This window comes from Streptomyces sp. R35, assembly GCF_041053035.1.
In the GTDB taxonomy this organism is placed as follows: Bacteria; Actinomycetota; Actinomycetes; order Streptomycetales; family Streptomycetaceae; genus Streptomyces; species Streptomyces lutosisoli.
Window position 1 is genome coordinate 3091231 of sequence record NZ_CP163440.1, and the last position, 16432, is coordinate 3107662.

Genomic DNA, 16432 nt, shown 5'->3' on the forward strand with positions numbered 1-16432 from the left:
GGGCGCAGCCCCGCGCCGTCAGGGGCGCGGGGAACTGCGCGAGCAACCCCCACCTACCCGCAGCCGACAAACCCGAACGTCACAAACCCCCGGCCGGCCACACCCGCCGCACCCCTCCCCCGCACACACCACCCCGCCCCATATCATCGCCCTTTATGGGAGATGCCCGAATTGCCGCCGCGCAGGGAGGGGCTGCCTCACGGCGCGCCGCCGCCTTCGCCGTCTGGTATCTGCGTGCCGTCACGTTCATCAACTTCCTGAGCGCCGTATGGGTCTCGCTCGGGCAGGACGTGCGGCGGCACAACACCGAGAACTACTTCACGCCGTATCTGCTGACGGCAGGATTCGCGTCCGGTGTGTTCACGATGTTCCTGGCCATCACGATGCGGCGGCGCAAACGGGCCGCGTGGATCTTGAACTTCGTGCTCAGCGGGCTGTTCCTGCTGCTGTTCGCCGTCGCGATGGCGTTCCCGGAGATCCGGCAGTACGCGCAGAACTGGATCTCGCTCGTCCTGACCGCGGCGTTCGTCGGCGCGCTCGTCGTCGGCCGCCGGGAGTTCTACGCGAAGGGCGACCGGTCGAACCCGAAGCTCGCCGCGGTGGTCGGGATCGGCGGGCTGCTCGTCACCTCGCTGCTCGCGACGCTTCTGGTGACCGTCACCAACAACGCCCACGACCCGCACCGCTCCACCTTCCTGGACCGCTGGCGCTACGGCACCCTGCGGCTCGTCTCGGTCGCCGCCGACGACTCGCACTACCCCGGGATCTCGACGCCGAACTGGGTCAACGTCACCATCAACGTGCTCAGCACCCTGCTGGTCCTCGCCGTCTTCTACGCGGCCTTCCGCTCCCGCCGCGCCGTCGACCCGCTCACCGAGGACGACGAGAAGCGGCTGCGGGTCCTGCTCGACAAGAACGGGGACCGGGACTCGCTGGGCTACTTCGCGCTGCGGCGGGAGAAGAGCGTCGTCTGGTCCCCGACCGGCAAGGCGGCGGTGGCGTACCGCGTCGTCGGCGGGGTCTCGCTGGCCTCCGGTGATCCCCTCGGCGATCCGGAGGCATGGCCCGGCGCCATCGAGCCCTGGCTCGCCGAGGCACGTGCGCACGGCTGGATCCCGGCGGTGATGGGCGCGAGCGAGGAGGCGGGCACCGTGTACTCCCGGCACGGCCTCGACGCGCTGGAGCTCGGCGACGAAGCCCTCGTCGAGACCGCCGAGTTCACTCTCGAAGGGCGGGCCATGCGCACCGTCCGGCAGGCCTACAACCGGGTCAAGCGCGCGGGGTACAAGGTGCGCATCCGGCGCCACGAGGACATCCCGGCCGCCGAGATGGCGTATCTGCTGAAGCGGGCCGACGACTGGCGGGACGGGGCGACCGAGCGCGGGTTCAGCATGGCGCTGGGGCGGCTGGGCGACCCCGACGACGGGCTGTGCGTGATGCTCGAATGCACGGACAAGGACGGGGAGTTGAGGGCCGTTCTGTCCTTCGTGCCGTGGGGGCCGCACGGGCTGTCCCTCGACCTCATGCGGCGCGACCGCGACTCCGAGAACGGGCTGATGGAGTTCATGGTGATCGAACTCCTGCGGCGCGCCCAGGAGATCAAGATCACTCAGGTCTCGCTCAACTTCGCCATGTTCCGTTCGGTCTTCGAACGTGGCGCACGCCTCGGCGCGGGACCGGTGCTGCGGCTGTGGCGCTCACTGCTCAGCTTCTTCTCCCGCTGGTGGCAGATCGAGTCGCTGTACCGCGCCAACGCAAAGTACCGGCCCATCTGGGAGCCCCGGTTCCTGCTCTTCGAGAAGAGCGCGGACCTGCTGCGCATCGGTGTCGCGTCCGCGCGCGCCGAGGGGTTCCTGGAGGCGCCGGGACTGCCGAAGTGGCTGCACCGCAAGCACCTGGAGTCGCACAGATGAGGAGCGATATGCCGAGCGACATGGGGAGCGATATGAGCAGCGTCGTGGGGACCGCCGGGTGAGTGCTCTCGCCCGCTGGGCCCGCGCCGAATGGGGACTGCTGTTCCTCACCGTGCGGCGCGCCCTGGAGGCGCGGCGCCTGCGGGCGGTCCCCATGACGATCGGGGCGGTGTGTCTGACGGCGGCCCTCCAGTTCACGCAGAACCAGTCCTGGGGTTATCAGTTCGTGCAGAACATCGGCGCCGTCCGGGCCGAGGACCCGCTGTGGCTCGCCCTGTTCCGCACCCCGCTCTCCCTGTTCGTACCCGCCCTGGATCTGCCGGTGTGGGGTGCGCTGGTGCAGATCCTGCTGGTGTTCGGGATCGCCGAGATCTGTCTGGGCTGGTGGCGCGCGCTCGCCGTCTCCTACGTCGCCACGCTGGCCGGCACGCTCTACGCGCGCGTCGGTATCGCGCTGGGCCCGCACCACCCGCTGGGGCTGCCCGGGTCGGACGCGCAGGTCGTCGACACCGGGCCTTCGGCGGCCGTGGTGGGCCTCGCGGTGTTCCTCGGCTGGCGCTATCGCGCGTATGTCACGGTTGGTGTGGTCATCGGGGCCATGGTGGTCGAGGTGCTGCTGAAGGAGAACCTGGCGGGCAAGGAACATCTCGCGGCCATCGCCGCGGTCCTGGTGATGTGCGGGATCCCCGCGCTGTGCCACCGGCGTCACCGGCGTTCGGGCAGGGTCCGGGCGAGTTCGTCGTCCGGTTTGCCGCCGATCCAGTCCTGAAGCTTGCGGCGGGGGCCCGACCAGCGGCGGTCGTGGCGGTAGGCACGCAGCCAGGACCTGGCCCGGGCGCGCGGCCGCCGGCGATAGAGCCGCCTGGACCACGGTGAGCCGGGCCTGGCCAGCCGGATCGCGCCGATCAGGGCGACGAACGGGATGATCACCCCGAAGACCGCCATGCGCACCTTGCCCTTGCTGAGGGCGAGCAGCGCGAAGAGGAAGTTCACGACGACGGTCAGGATCACGCCGCCGCGGTCCTGCAGTTCCTGATCGCTGAGGTCGTTGACTCCGAACGGCGCGAAGCCGCTGAGGACGAGGCCGACGAGGGCCGCCGTGACCACCACGACCTCGACGCTCTGGCGGCCCTCCTCGGTCCAGTAGACGTCGTCGAGGTGCAGGATCAGCGCGAACTCGTCGAGCACCAGGCCCGCGCCGATCCCGAACACCACGGCGCACAGGCACGCGCCGAACCCGTACCGGCTGCTGGCCACGGCCCCGAAACCGCCGATCACGATCAGCACGACACCGGGGACGACGTGGTGGATGTGCAGGCCACCGGCCTTCACATTGCCGAAGGGGCCCTTGCCGGCGCGGATCATCCGGACGATGACGCGGGTGATCACGAAGGTCAGTACGAAGGAGGCGAGCGCCAGCAGCAGCGGCAGCTTTCCCGGCTCGACGATGTTCCGGTACAACCAATGACCCATATGCGAACTTTATCCACGGCCGCCGTATCCAGCCGCTGTATCCGCCCTCCGGGCACCCGGGTACCCTGCGCCGGTGTCCAAGCCCACGCCCGAGCCCACGCCCGAGCCGACGTCCGAGCCCACGTCCAAGACCTCTCTCCCCGACGGCCTCCGCTTCGCCTTCGGCACCCTCACCGTGCTGCCCGTGAAGGTGACCCGCTGGGACCGCGACGCCGCGCGCGGCGGAATGCTGTGCGCGCCCGTGGCCGGGCTCGTGGTCGGGGCGGGTGCCGCCCTCGTCGGCGTGGCGCTCCTCGCGATGGGCGCGGGCCCGCTGCTCGCCGCCGTCGCCACCGCCGCCGTACCGGCCGCGCTCACCCGCGGTCTGCATCTGGACGGCCTGGCCGACACGGCGGACGGGCTCGGCAGCGGCAAGCCCGCCGAGGACGCGCTGCGGATCATGAAGCAGTCGGACATCGGCCCGTTCGGCGTGATCACCCTGCTGTTCGTGCTGCTCGCCCAAGTGGCCGCGCTCTTCCAGGCGTACGACACCTCATGGACCCGGGGTGTGCTCGCGGCCGTCGTCTCGGCGACCGCGGCCCGCCTCGCCCTCACCCTGGCCGCCCGCACCGGGGTGCCCCCGGCCCGTCCCGAGGGCCTGGGCGCGGCGGTCGCGGGCACGGTGCCGGTGCGCGGCGCGCTGCTGGTGACGGTGGCCGTGACCGGCGCGGCGGTGGGCGCGGGCGCGCTCGTCGGGACGTACGACCTCGTGCGCGCCGGAGTGGCGGTGCTCGCCGCCTGCGCGGTCGCCGAACTGCTGCTGCGCCACTGCACGCGCCGCTTCGGGGGCGTGACCGGCGATGTGTTCGGCGGTCTCGCGGAGACGGCGGCGACGACGGCGCTCGTCGTTCTGTCACTGGGTTGAAACGATCCTCCCCGAACTCACCGATCACATCCGCCCCTTGGCTAATCTGATCCGCCGAACAGCCAATACATGATCGTCATCGGGGGATGTACGTGCCGAAGCTTCGCCGTGCCGTGGCCTGGTTCATCGACTTCGCGTTGGTGCTCGCGGGGGCCTCGGTGCTCGCCGTGTTCACCTTCCACCGGATATCCGCGCTCGTCACCGACGTGCCCGACCTCGCCACGCGGAGCGGCTTCGACCTGTTGACCTCGCGCGGCGATGTCGTCAACGCCTCGGAGCACCTCGGGCTCTCGCTGTGGAACAAGTCGGTGCTGTACGTGGAGGAGGCCTTCGGGCTGCTGATCGTGGTCACCTTCCTCTACCAGTGGGCGTGCCTGGCCCTGGCCGGCCGCACGGTCGGCAAGGGCCTGCTGGGTCTGAAGGTCACCCCGGCCGCCCCGCGCCGGGCCGCCCTGCGCGCCCTGGTCACCACGGCGGCGGACGTCGCCGTGTACGCCGTGGCCTGCGTCCTGCTGATCGAGGGCCAGTTCGTGCTGTCGGTGCTGGTGTGGGCGGTGGCGGTGATCATCTTCTTCCTCAACGCGCTGCCCGTGCTCTCTTCCAGCCGCCGCTCCCTGGCCGACCGCCTGGCGGGAACGGCGGTCACCGGCCTCGGGCTCAACACGCCCGGCGCCACGCCCGCCGCCCGTACTTTTTGAGCATCGATCTCAGCGTGATCCGGTCATCTCCACGGCGTGCGGCAACGTGCCCCAGGGATGATCGCCCACGCCCGGCACCGCGCAGTGGAGGGTGGCGCCCCGCTCTCGTGCCGACGCCGCCAGGTCGACCCCGGCCGGTACGCCGTACACGAGGTGGCACAGCCGCGCACCGGCATCCGTCCACGGCGGCAGGTGGTTCCTTCGGTACGTCGCCCACGGGCCCTCGAACGTCACCAGTACGTCGGCGATGCGGGCGTACGAGGGGTGCGGCACCGTTCCGTGATTGAGGGCGAGGGTGCCGCAGCCCAGGCCCCAGGCGGCTGCCGCGAGCCGCCGGTAGTACGTGAACTCGGCCTCCCCCGAGGCGACTTGGTCGAGGAACGCGCCGTCGGTCCCGTACCAGGCGCGGTGCCGGGACAGCTCACGTACGACGTCGGTCATGGGTCTGCGGCCGTAGTCCGTGTCCGCGTAGCCGAGCACCCGGACGTCCGCCGTGCGCAGCCGCTCGGCGACTTCGGCGAACGCCGGGTCGGGGCGCTCGCCGGGGCCGCTGGCCGGGTTGAGCACGACGGCGTGGAGGCGGGGAGCGGCGGCGATGAGGGCGTCCCATTCGGCGGGGCGGACGGACGGGTGCTCGTAGTACGGGACCAACAGCGTCCCAGGGGTGCTGGGCAGGCTCATCGGTGCGCGGTCGCCCTCCCCAACAGGCCGCAGACCAGGCCCGCTTGGGCCCCGGCCGCCGCCCCGTACACGATCAGCCCCACCCAGTGCGGGCTGCCCGCGTGCGTCGCGAGGGCCGCGGTCTGGGCGAGCGCCGCGACACAGCAGACCACGGCGGCGCTCGTGACGGCGCCGAAGGACTGGAGCAGCAGCCCTGTCCACAGGACCACGCCCAGCAGGAGCAGCCCGGTGAGCCGGACCCCGCCCGTGGTCGCGGGCGCGTGCGGCCAGAGCGCGGAGGCGGCGAGGCTGAGCGCGAGCAGCGCGACGAGATAGCCGGTGAGGCACTGGACGAGGGTGATCGCGGTGGTCCGCCAGAAGTCCTTCGACGTGTTGCTGGAGCGCAGCCCGCCGAGACTGGCGCTGCGGAACCGGAGGAGCAGCCACTCGGCCGGGCCCATGCTGAGCGTCAGCGCGACGGCGGCCGGCGCGGCCACCGCGGTGTGGGCGCCCGCCAGTACGTCCCCGAGCGCCGCGTACAGCACGAGGACCCCGCTGCCGAGCCCGAACAGGGCGTACGGCAGGGATCCGGTGAGCCAGGGGGCGGCGGCCGGCGGCCGTGGCGCTTCCGGTCGCGCCGGTCCGTCCGCGGCACCCCGCAGGTTCCCGAAGGGCAGCAGCGCGGTGAGACCCGCGCCCCAGCTCCCCTCCCCCAGTTCCCTTACCGCGGGCGCCACTTCGAGCAGGGCGAGCAGCGCGACCGCCGCCAGCGAGCCCAGCAGCAGGACCGCTCGCGCGAGGTCGGGCACCGGGTGGACCAGGGCCAGGACCGCGCCCGCCGCCATGGGCGACAGGACGCCGAGCAGGGCCCGTTCGCGGCCCATGACCAGCAGGACGGTGGCCGCGCCCAGATAGCAGGACTGTCCGGCGGCGAAGGCGACCGCGGTGCCCGGGTGGGTCGTGCCCGCCGCGGCGAGGGCGACGAGGGAGCCGAGCAGCACACCCACCGGCGCTCCGAAGAGCAGTGCGCGGCGGGCGGCCGAGCGGTCGCCGAGGCCCAGCCAGGAGTACGCCCGGTGGGCCAGCCCCTGGTTCCAGGTCCAGCCGCACAGCGCGCCGGCGAGCAGCGGAACGGTCCCGGCCGGGAGTCCGAACTCACCCTTCGGGCCCGCGAGGAGCGGCGCCCCCAGCACGTATCCGAGGCCGGGGAGGGCGAAGACGACGCCCCGTAACAGGCAGCCCAGCAGGCCGAGTTGCCAGGGGTCTTGCGCCGGACCCGCAGGCTCGGGGTAGTGGCGCTCGACCCGTTCGTACAGCTCCTCCGCGAGCGCGAAGGAGTTCTTGACGCCGTAGCGCCGGCGTATCTGGTCGTCCGACATGCCGTCGGATTCGAGGAGCGCGGCTATCTCGTCGGGATGGACGGCCGCGGCGATGAACTCGCCCAGCCGTTCGGCGAGTTCCTCGATCGGGTCCGGCTGGGCCCAGCTGGGCGGGCGGCGCTGCCGGGGCACGTACGGGAGGGTGTCCTCGTAGGTGCCGGGCGGCATCCGGAGGGAGCCGCTCACCAGCCGGTCCCGTCCGTGGCGACCGCCTGGTACCAGGGGTCGCGCAGTTCGAGGGTCCAGTCGGCGACGGTCTCGACGGTGGGCTCGTACACCTCGGGCAGGCCCGCCAGCTCCTGGTAGATCGTCCGGAAGGCATCCACGGAACGGCGCAGCGTGAACCGGTCGATGACGCGCTGACGCGCCAACTCCCCTAATTTCAGGCGGTGTTCGTCGTCCTTCAGGAGGGTGAGCGCGGCGGCGGCCATCTTCTCCGGTTCGCGCGGCGGCACCACGATGCCCGTGTCGCCGACCGCCTCGCGCACTCCGCCGACGTCGGTCGACACCGTCGTACGGCCGCAGGACATCGCCTCGATGATCGAGAACGGGAAGCCCTCCGAGATGGAGGAGAGCATCACCACATGACCCGCCGCGTACGCGCGCCACACCTCGCTGATGCGGCCCTCGAAGGTCAGGCCGTCCGTGACGCCCAGTTCGGCGGCGAGTTTCTCCAGCCGGGTCTGATACGCCTCCCCGCCGGGCGGCACCGGGCCGAACAGCCGCAGCCGGGTCTCGGGCATCTCGGCGCGCACCATGCCGTACGCGCGCAGCAGTGTTTCGAGGTCCTTGATGGGGTCGACGCGGCCGCACCAGGTGAGGGTGGGGACGGCAGGTTCGGGGCCCGCGTGCGGGAAGGCGTGCGGGTCGACGCCGTTGTAGACCGTGCGGATCCGGTCGGAATCGGCGCCGCCGCGCTCCTCCCAGCGGCGGTTGTACTGGTTGCAGGGGGTGATCAGATCGGCCGCCCGGTAGCCCAGCGAGTTCAGCTCGCGGTAGAAGCCGAGCATGAACGCCTTGACGGGCCAGCGCTGTTCGCCGCTGCGGTAGCCGAGGTAGCGCTCGCGCAGATAGATGCCGTGCTCGGTGAGCAGGAACGGGACCCCGTCGAGGTGGTGTGCGGCGAGGGCGGGCAGGGTGGCGAGGCCGCTGCTGACCGCGTGTGCCACGGAGTCCTCGGGGATCCGGACACCGAGCGGGCGCAGCGCGTGTTCCAGCAGGTCGGTGGCGGTGAGCGCGTCGTGCACGGTGGGCCGGGCGGCGGCCGTGGGCAGATGCGGCATCGACCAGATCCACATCAGCGAGCGCAGCGCGGTCTCGGTGCGCAGTGCCGCCGACAGACGTCCGTCGCGGGCGAGTTGGGCGAGCTCGTACAGCGCCCCGCCGAAGTCGCCGTGCGCGTCCGGGTCGAGGAAGGCGAGCAGGAAGCGCTCGTAGGTGTCGGTGAAACGGCGGCGGGCCCGGCCCAGCGGCGGCCGTGCGCGCCCCGGCCGCGGGCCCCAGGTCGGTACGGAGGTGTGCCGGCGGACGTTGGGCGGCAGCTCCCAGGTCACGGGTTCGCGGCCGCTGCCGGTGAGCGAGACGATGTGGAAGTCGACCTCCGGCATGCCCTTCACGAGCTGGTCGCACCAGGTGCTGACCCCGCCGTGGACATGCGGATAGGTGCCTTCGGTGAGCATGGTGACATGACGGCCGTTGCGCATCCTGCGCGTTCCCCCCTGTGACTGTTTCTTCCCGGGGGGCCACCCCCGGGACCCCCGGTTCAACTACGGCTCAGCACGCACCCCGGCCGGTCATGGCCGGGGTGCGCGTCGTGCGGCTGAGCTGCCCGTGCCCTACGCGGGCAGGGTCAGCTTGAGAGCGGACTGCAGGGGCTCCGGCGTGGTCCAGGCCGAGCGCCCACCCGCGTACGGCGTCCCGAACGCGGTGGTGCCGAGCAGGAGTTGCTTCTTGGTCCCTTCGGGTGCGGTCACCGGGATCTGGGTCCCGGACGGGGCGGTGACGGTGACGGTGGTGCCGACGCGGTACGCCGTGACCTTGCCGTTCGCGACGGCCGTCTGCCAGGCGGCCCGGCGCTGCAGCTCGGTGCCGGTGGCACTCTGCCGGGGGTTCACCAGCGGGGTGTTGTCGGCGTAGAGCGCCTTGTAGTCCCCGAGCACCTTGTCCAGGACCGGGTAGAGGATGCGCTCCTCGGCCAGGTTGGACTGGTGGACGTAGTGCGGTCGCGGATCGTTGGTGATGACGTGCCCGAGCGCGGTGTGCGCCTCCAGCGGGACGATGTACGACGCATAGCCGGTGGTGGTGTCCAGCGGCGCCGGCAGGCATGTGGAGGTCGCGTTGTTCTCGCAGATGCCGCTGCCGCCGTCGGTCCTGGACGTGTAGATCCAGTTGTACTCGTCGGCCATCTCGGCCGCCGTACCTGCGTTGTAGTACACGTTCATCGGATAGCGGGGCACCGTCAGCGCGGTGCCGACCGAACGCTGGGCGGGCTCACGGGAGTTGTCGGAACCCGTCCACTTGATGCCGCCCGCCGCGAGGGCGCCCGCGAGGTTCGGGTTGTCGTCGGGCTGCTGGGGCAGCGTCTTCAGGCCCGAGTGCTCACCGGTGACCAGTTCGGTCCGGTCGAGCGGAAGGCCCTTCTGGACACCCCAGTTGTAGTTGTTGGAGATCTCGCCGGAGATGTCGGCGCGGCTCGTCCACTGGGTGGTTCCGTCGGCGTTCTTCCTGCATTGCCAGGGGACCACCGTGACGTCCTGGAGGCAGCCGAGGAACAGGTGCGTGTAGGTGTGGTTCACCCAGCGGTACTTGGCCTTGTCGGCGAGCAGCTGGGTGGCGAGCGCGTCGGTGCCGCCGTTCTCGGTCTTCCACGCCTCACCGGAGCCCGCGTTGTAGACCATGTCCAGGGTGAAGCCGTTGGCCTGCTCCCACTGGGCCGCGTACTGCGCGTCGGCCGCCGTCATCCGGATGTCGGGGGTCGTGGCGCCGCCGGACTGGCAGTCGTAGTCGCCCGGGGTGCAGTTGTCGGTGGTGTCCCAGCGGGCGTCGGGCGCGAAGACGTCGTCGACATGCACCGAGAAGTAGTTGCGGTCCTGCCCGAGGTGTACGCCTTGAGTCAGCCATTCGACGACACCGCGGGCAAGGACCCGGAACTGCTGCTGGTACTGGTTGTACGCGAAGGTCAGCACGAGTTCGCGGCGCCCGTCGTGCGCGTACTCGCCCAGCAGGGTGCCGCCGGTGGGTGCGTCGAGATAGCTGGTGAACCCGTCCCTCGGGTGGCCCGCGTAACCGTAGCTCTCCTGCACCGACGGGTCGTTGTCCTCGAAGGTCAGCGGCCCGTCGAGGTAGCCGAAGGCGCCCGCCCGGCCGGCCGCGGTGACCTGGGTCCGCGCGCCGTCCAGCACGCCCGACCAGCCCCCGTTCTGGTCGGTGTAGTCGAGACCGACCTCCGGATGGGCCCAGGTGTAGGCGTCGACCTGCGGAATGCCGTACGTCTTCTCGTACGTCTCCAGGGCGGTCCGCTCGGCCGAACCCGGGGCGAACGGTGCCTCGTTCGGCACGACGACACCCTGGTACTTGGCCCGCGGGGTGCCGTTCACCGTGTCGCTCAGGAACGCCGTGTCAATCACGGGGCGGCTCGTGTCGCCCAGATAGACGGTGGTGTACGGGATGCCGGTGTTCTTCAGCTCGGCGGTGATGGCACCGACCTGGCCGGCGCCGTTGTCGATGACCAGGACCTTCAGATCGATGCGCGGTGCGGTCGCCGCGGACGCGCCGGGCACCCCCAGGCCCAGCACCGACAAGCTCGCGGCCGCTAAGACAGCGGCCGCGTCTCTCCATCTGTGCGCGGTATGCGCCATGTGTTGCCCCTCCCCCTCGAAGATCCTCTTTTGGCCGAACCGAGGAGGATCCGCGGAAATGATGCAAAGCGGTGAGCGTCGCGCTCACCGGAACACGATGAGTGTGGCTCAAGTCACCGGGAGTGAGGGGCGGGAAGTGGACACGACGCCACTGGACGGTGAACGCCCGCAGGAATGAGCGAAACCCGGCCCCGAGCGTAGGCTCGTCCCGGGTACTTACCTGCCCCCGGTAGGGACCGCCCCCGCAGGCCGGATCTAGGGTCAGCCGTCGGGCCCGGTCGACCCACCCCATTCGGCCACCACCACTTCAACGGAAGCGAGATTTCACCACCGTGACTGCTCTCACTCTCAGCACCGCCGCGGCGTCCGGTCTGCGGGCCGACGCGATCGTCGTCGGTGTCGCGAAGGGGCCCAAGGGTCCGGTCGTCGCACCGGGCGCCGAGGCCGTGGACAACGCCTACGACGGCGGGCTCGCCGGGATCCTGGAGACCCTCGGCGCCTCCGGGTCCGAGGGCGAGGTGACGAAGCTGCCCGCGCCGTCCGGTTTCAAGGCCCCCGTCGTCGTGGCCGTCGGCCTGGGAGCGGTCCCGGAGAAGGACGACACGTTCAGCGCCGAGGCCCTGCGCCGCGCGGCCGGTGTCGCGGCCCGCGCGCTCGCCGGCGCCAAGAAGGCCGCCTTCGCCCTGCCGATGGCGGACGCCGCCGACGCCGGTGTCGTCGCCGAGGGCGCCCGCCTGGGCGCGTACACCTTTGACGCGTACAAGGACAGCGGCAAGGACGCCAAGAACAGCAAGGGCCCGCTCGGCGAGGTCGCCCTCCTCGGCGGGAAGCCCCGCGACGCGGCGTACAAGGCCGCGATCGCGCGCGCCACCGCCGTGACCGAGGAGCTCAACCGCGCCCGCGACCTCATCAACACCCCGCCGAACGACCTCGACCCGGAGGCCTTCGCCGCCGTCGCCACCGCGGCCGCCAAGGAGCACGGCATCAAGGTGCAGGTGCTCGACGAGAAGGCCCTGGAGAAGGGCGGCTACGGCGGCATCCTCGGCGTCGGCGCCGGCTCGGCCGCCACTCCACGTCTGGTCAAGCTGTCGTACAGCTCCCCGAAGGCGAGCAAGCACCTGGCCTTCGTCGGCAAGGGCATCACCTACGACTCGGGCGGCATCTCCCTCAAGCCCGCCGGGCACAACGAGACGATGAAGTGCGACATGAGCGGTGCGGCGGCGGTCTTCGCCGCCGTGGTCGCCGCCGCGCGCCTCGGCCTGGAGGTCAACGTCACCGGCTGGCTCGCGCTCGCCGAGAACATGCCCTCCGGTTCCGCCACCCGCCCGGGTGACGTGCTGCGCATGTACAGCGGCAAGACCGTCGAGGTCCTCAACACGGACGCCGAGGGCCGCCTGGTCCTCGCCGACGCGCTGTGGAAGGCCTCCGAGGAGAAGCCCGACGCGATCATCGACGTGGCGACGCTGACCGGAGCGATGGTGCTCGCGCTCGGCAACCGTACGTTCGGTGTGATGGCCAATGACGACGCGTTCCGTACGGCTGTCGTCGAGGCGGCGGAGGAGGTCGGCGAGGAGTCGTGGCCGATGCCGCTGCCGGACCATCTGCGCAAGGGGATGGACTCCCCGACCGCCGACCTCGCGAACATGGGTGAGCGGATGGGTGGCGGACTCGTCGCCGGTCTGTTCCTGAAGGAGTTCGTGGGCGAGGGCATCACCTGGGCGCACCTGGATATTGCTGGGCCCGCATTCAATGAGTCCGGGCCGTTCGGGTACACGCCGAAGGGTGGTACGGGGTCGGCTGTGCGGACGCTGGTGCGTCTTGCTGAGCTGACCGCCGCGGGGGATCTCGGCTAGGGCTGTTTCGCGGCTACCGGTGGTTTGTGGCTGGTCGCGCAGTTCCTCGCGCCCCTGAAGGGGCGCTACAGCGGGCCCTTGGCGACATGTTGCCCGGGGCCCGCTGTACGAAGGCTTCACTCGCGACGAAATCCGTACGTTCCGTCTCATCCGGAGCTTCTCGACGTGATGGATCAGACGTCTCACACACCGGCCCGGCGTCTCGCTCGCCCTCGACAAGTGCGAAGATGGGTTCTCGGCAGGACAGGGCCCCCACCACAGGGCCGAAGAAGAGCGGCCGGACACCAGCCGCCGACCGGTCACTGGAGACCGGCGTGGCGCACATGCATGGAGGACGTGACGTGGCGAACGACGCCAGCACCGTTTTCGACCTAGTGATCCTCGGCGGCGGTAGCGGCGGTTACGCCGCGGCGCTGCGCGGAGCGCAGCTGGGCCTGGACGTCGCCCTGATCGAGAAGGGCAAGGTCGGCGGTACCTGCCTGCACAATGGCTGCATCCCCACCAAGGCACTGCTGCACGCGGGCGAGATCGCCGACCAGGCCCGCGAGAGCGCGCAGTTCGGTGTCAAGGCCACCTTCGAGGGCATCGACATCGAGGCCGTCCACAAGTACAAGGACGGGGTCATCTCGGGCCTGTACAAGGGTCTGCAGGGTCTCATCGCGTCCCGCAAGGTGACGTACATCGAGGGCACGGGCCGCCTGTCGTCCCCGACCTCCGTCGACGTGAACGGCCAGCGCATCCAGGGCCGCCACGTGCTGCTGGCGACCGGCTCCGTGCCGAAGTCGCTGCCGGGCCTGGAGATCGACGGCAACCGCATCATCTCCTCGGACCACGCGCTGGTCCTGGACCGCGTCCCGCAGTCCGCGATCGTGCTCGGCGGCGGCGTCATCGGCGTCGAGTTCGCCTCCGCGTGGAAGTCCTTCGGCACCGACGTGACGGTGATCGAGGGCCTCAAGCACCTCGTCCCGGTCGAGGACGAGAACTCCTCCAAGCTTCTTGAGCGCGCGTTCCGCAAGCGCGGCATCAAGTTCAACCTGGGCACCTTCTTCTCGAAGGCCGAATACACCGCGAACGGTGTCAAGGTCACCCTCGCCGACGGCAAGGAGTTCGAGGCCGAGGTGCTGCTCGTCGCCGTCGGCCGCGGCCCGGTCTCCGCCGGTCTCGGCTACGAGGAGCAGGGCGTCGCGATGGACCGCGGCTACGTCCTGGTCGACGAGTACATGCGGACGAACGTCCCGACCATCTCCGCCGTCGGTGACCTGGTCCCGACGCTCCAGCTCGCGCACGTCGGCTTCGCCGAGGGCATCCTGGTGGCGGAGCGTCTGGCCGGTCTCAAGACCGTTCCGATCGACTACGACGGCGTGCCCCGGGTGACGTACTGCCACCCCGAGGTCGCCTCCGTGGGTATCACCGAGGCCAAGGCCAAGGAGATCTACGGCGCGGACAAGGTCGTCGCTCTGAAGTACAACCTCGCGGGCAACGGCAAGAGCAAGATCCTGGGCACCTCGGGCGAGATCAAGCTCGTCCAGGTGAAGGACGGTGCCGTGGTCGGCGTCCACATGGTCGGCGACCGCATGGGCGAGCAGGTCGGCGAAGCCCAGCTGATCTACAACTGGGAGGCGCTGCCCACCGAGGTCGCCCAGCTCATCCACGCCCACCCGACGCAGAGCGAGGCGCTCGGCGAGGCCCACCTGGCCCTCGCGGGCAAGCCGCTGCACTCGCACGACTGACCGGCCACCGGCTGACCTTCAGCCACCGGCTGTCCCCAGTCACCGCGTCGCTCATGGGCGCGACGACGACCACAGACTTCCGCACCATTCGTAAGGAGCAACAGAAACCATGCCGGTTTCCGTAACCCTTCCGGCGCTCGGTGAGAGCGTTACCGAGGGCACTGTCACCCGCTGGCTGAAGGCCGAGGGCGAGCGCGTCGAGGCCGACGAGCCGCTGCTCGAAGTGTCGACCGACAAGGTCGACACCGAGATCCCCTCGCCCGTCGCCGGCATCCTGGCGTCCATCAAGGTCGCCGAGGACGAGACCGTCGAGGTCGGCGCCGAGCTGGCCGTCATCGACGACGGCACGGGTGCCCCCGCCGCCGCCCCGGCCCCGGCCGCCGAGCCCGTGGCCGCCCCGGCCCCGGTCGCCGCCGCCCCCGCGGCTCCGGCCGCCCCGGCCCCCGCTGCCCCCGCCGCCCCGGCCGGTGGCGCCACCGGTACCGACGTCGTGCTGCCCGCACTGGGCGAGTCGGTCACCGAGGGCACCGTCACCCGCTGGCTGAAGGAGGTCGGCGAGGAGGTCACGGAGGACGAGCCGCTGCTCGAGGTCTCCACGGACAAGGTCGACACCGAGATCCCCGCGCCGGTCGCCGGCGTGCTGCTGGAGATCGTGGTCGCCGAGGACGAGACCGCCGAGGTCGGCGCGAAGCTCGCCGTCATCGGTGCCCCGGGCGCGGCTCCGGCCGCCGCTCCGGCTCCCGCCGCTGCCGCCCCGGCCCCGGCCGCTCCGGTGGCTCCCCCGGCTCCGGCTCCGGCCCCCGTCGCCCCGGCCGCCCCGGTGGCGCCCCCGGCTCCGGTCCAGGCCGCCGCCCCGGTCGCGCCCCCGGTCCCGGCCCCCGCGCCGGTCGCCGCGCCCGCCCCCGTCACCCCGGCTCCGGCGCCCGCCGCCGCGCAGGCCACCGACGAGGGCGCCTACGTGACCCCGCTGGTGCGCAAGCTCGCCGCCGACAACGCCGTCGACCTGGCCACCGTCAAGGGCACCGGCGTCGGCGGTCGTATCCGCAAGCAGGACGTCATCGCCGCCGCCGAGGCCGCGAAGGCCGCTGCCGCCGCCCCGGCGCCGGCTCCGGTCACCGCCGCCGCTCCGGCCGCCGGCGCGAAGAAGGCCCCGGTTCTCGAGGTCTCCCCGCTCCGCGGCCAGACCGTCAAGATGACCCGCATCCGCAAGGTCATCGGCGACAACATGGTGAAGGCCCTGCACGAGCAGGCCCAGCTGTCCTCGGTCGTCGAGGTCGACATCACCCGCCTGATGAAGCTCCGCGCGCAGGCGAAGGACTCCTTCGCGGCCCGCGAGGGCGTCAAGCTCTCCCCGATGCCGTTCTTCGTGAAGGCTGCGGCCCAGGCGCTGAAGGCCCACCCGGTCATCAACGCCCGGATCAACGAGGCCGAGGGCACGATCACCTACTTCGACTCCGAGAACATCGGTATCGCGGTGGACTCGGAGAAGGGCCTGATGACCCCGGTCATCAAGGGTGCGGGCGACCTGAACATCGCCGGCATCTCGAAGGCCACCGCCGACCTGGCGGGCAAGGTCCGCGCCAACAAGATCACTCCGGACGAGCTGTCCGGCGCGACCTTCACCATCTCCAACACCGGCTCGCGCGGCGCGCTCTTCGACACGATCATCGTGCCGCCGAACCAGGTCGCGATCCTGGGCATCGGTGCCACGGTCAAGCGTCCGGCCGTCATCGAGACGGAAGAGGGCACCGTCATCGGCGTCCGCGACATGACCTACCTGACGCTCTCCTACGACCACCGTCTGGTGGACGGCGCCGACGCGGCCCGCTACCTGACCGCGGTCAAGGCGATCCTGGAGGCCGGCGAGTTCGAGGTCGAGCTCGGCCTGTAGTTCGCACGTTCGCACGTCGCTCACACGGCGCCCCTGTCCGGAGTTCTCCGGGCGGGGGCGCCGTCGTATGTCTG

Annotated in this window: 12 protein-coding genes; 7 read left to right on the forward strand and 5 right to left on the reverse strand. The window is 71.2% G+C overall.

Features of this window, described 5'->3' with window-relative positions; all coding sequences use genetic code 11:
* Positions 1–155 precede the first annotated feature (155 nt).
* The gene (locus AB5J50_RS14335) at positions 156–1913 is read left to right on the forward strand and encodes a phosphatidylglycerol lysyltransferase domain-containing protein (protein WP_327428128.1); all 1758 of its coding nucleotides are present in this window, start codon (positions 156–158) and stop codon (positions 1911–1913) included.
* 58 nt (positions 1914–1971) lie between these two features.
* On the forward strand, positions 1972–2682 hold the full coding sequence (locus tag AB5J50_RS14340) for a hypothetical protein (protein WP_369258088.1): 711 nt from the start codon (positions 1972–1974) through the stop codon (positions 2680–2682).
* Here the strand turns inward: AB5J50_RS14340 and AB5J50_RS14345 are convergent.
* On the reverse strand, positions 2619–3386 hold the full coding sequence (locus AB5J50_RS14345; protein ID WP_369258090.1) for a hypothetical protein: 768 nt from the start codon (positions 3384–3386) through the stop codon (positions 2619–2621). The genes AB5J50_RS14340 and AB5J50_RS14345 overlap by 64 nt on opposite strands.
* A 73-nt stretch (positions 3387–3459) precedes the next feature.
* Here AB5J50_RS14345 and AB5J50_RS14350 point away from each other — a divergent pair, with 73 nt between their 5' ends.
* Positions 3460–4290: an adenosylcobinamide-GDP ribazoletransferase gene (locus AB5J50_RS14350; protein WP_369258092.1), complete on the forward strand. Its 831-nt coding sequence runs from the start codon at positions 3460–3462 to the stop codon at positions 4288–4290.
* 92 nt (positions 4291–4382) lie between these two features.
* A complete protein-coding gene (locus tag AB5J50_RS14355; protein ID WP_369258094.1) occupies positions 4383–4988 on the forward strand; it encodes an RDD family protein in 606 nt (201 codons plus the stop codon).
* A 9-nt stretch (positions 4989–4997) separates the two neighbouring features.
* Here AB5J50_RS14355 and AB5J50_RS14360 read toward each other — a convergent pair whose 3' ends face one another.
* From AB5J50_RS14360 to AB5J50_RS14375, 4 genes are all read right to left on the reverse strand, one after another.
* Entirely contained in the window at positions 4998–5669 is a 672-nt protein-coding gene (locus AB5J50_RS14360) for a spherulation-specific family 4 protein (protein ID WP_369258096.1), read from the reverse strand.
* Positions 5666–7213, reverse strand: a complete 1548-nt coding sequence (locus tag AB5J50_RS14365; protein ID WP_369258098.1) for a hypothetical protein — start codon at positions 7211–7213, stop codon at positions 5666–5668. The genes AB5J50_RS14360 and AB5J50_RS14365 overlap by 4 nt, the downstream gene beginning before the upstream one ends.
* Positions 7210–8730: a GT4 family glycosyltransferase PelF gene (gene pelF / locus AB5J50_RS14370; RefSeq protein WP_369258100.1), complete on the reverse strand. Its 1521-nt coding sequence runs from the start codon at positions 8728–8730 to the stop codon at positions 7210–7212. The genes AB5J50_RS14365 and pelF overlap by 4 nt, the downstream gene beginning before the upstream one ends.
* Positions 8731–8862: 132 nt before the next feature.
* On the reverse strand, positions 8863–10884 hold the full coding sequence (locus tag AB5J50_RS14375; RefSeq protein WP_369258102.1) for a hypothetical protein: 2022 nt from the start codon (positions 10882–10884) through the stop codon (positions 8863–8865).
* 332 nt (positions 10885–11216) lie between these two features.
* On the opposite strand from AB5J50_RS14375, the gene AB5J50_RS14380 reads away from it, so the two are divergent.
* The 3 genes from AB5J50_RS14380 (at position 11217) to sucB (ending at position 16358) form a co-directional block, all read left to right on the forward strand.
* Positions 11217–12737, forward strand: a complete 1521-nt coding sequence (locus AB5J50_RS14380) for a leucyl aminopeptidase (RefSeq protein ID WP_327428136.1) — start codon at positions 11217–11219, stop codon at positions 12735–12737.
* Positions 12738–13078: 341 nt separating this feature from the next.
* Entirely contained in the window at positions 13079–14467 is a 1389-nt protein-coding gene (gene lpdA, locus AB5J50_RS14385) for a dihydrolipoyl dehydrogenase (protein ID WP_327428137.1), read from the forward strand.
* A gap of 109 nt (positions 14468–14576) precedes the next feature.
* Positions 14577–16358 (forward strand): 2-oxoglutarate dehydrogenase, E2 component, dihydrolipoamide succinyltransferase, encoded by a 1782-nt coding sequence (gene sucB / locus AB5J50_RS14390; RefSeq protein WP_369258104.1) that lies wholly within the window; start codon positions 14577–14579, stop codon positions 16356–16358.
* Positions 16359–16432 lie beyond the last annotated feature (74 nt).

Coding starts and splice junctions, on each gene's coding strand:
- AB5J50_RS14335 (WP_327428128.1), top strand. CDS start 156: ATGGGAGATGCCCGAATTGCCGCCGCGCAGGGAGGGGCTGCCTCACGG.
- AB5J50_RS14345 (WP_369258090.1), bottom strand. CDS start 3,386: ATGGGTCATTGGTTGTACCGGAACATCGTCGAGCCGGGAAAGCTGCCG.
- AB5J50_RS14360 (WP_369258096.1), bottom strand. CDS start 5,669: ATGAGCCTGCCCAGCACCCCTGGGACGCTGTTGGTCCCGTACTACGAG.
- pelF (WP_369258100.1), bottom strand. CDS start 8,730: ATGCGCAACGGCCGTCATGTCACCATGCTCACCGAAGGCACCTATCCG.
- AB5J50_RS14375 (WP_369258102.1), bottom strand. CDS start 10,884: ATGGCGCATACCGCGCACAGATGGAGAGACGCGGCCGCTGTCTTAGCG.
- sucB (WP_369258104.1), top strand. CDS start 14,577: ATGCCGGTTTCCGTAACCCTTCCGGCGCTCGGTGAGAGCGTTACCGAG.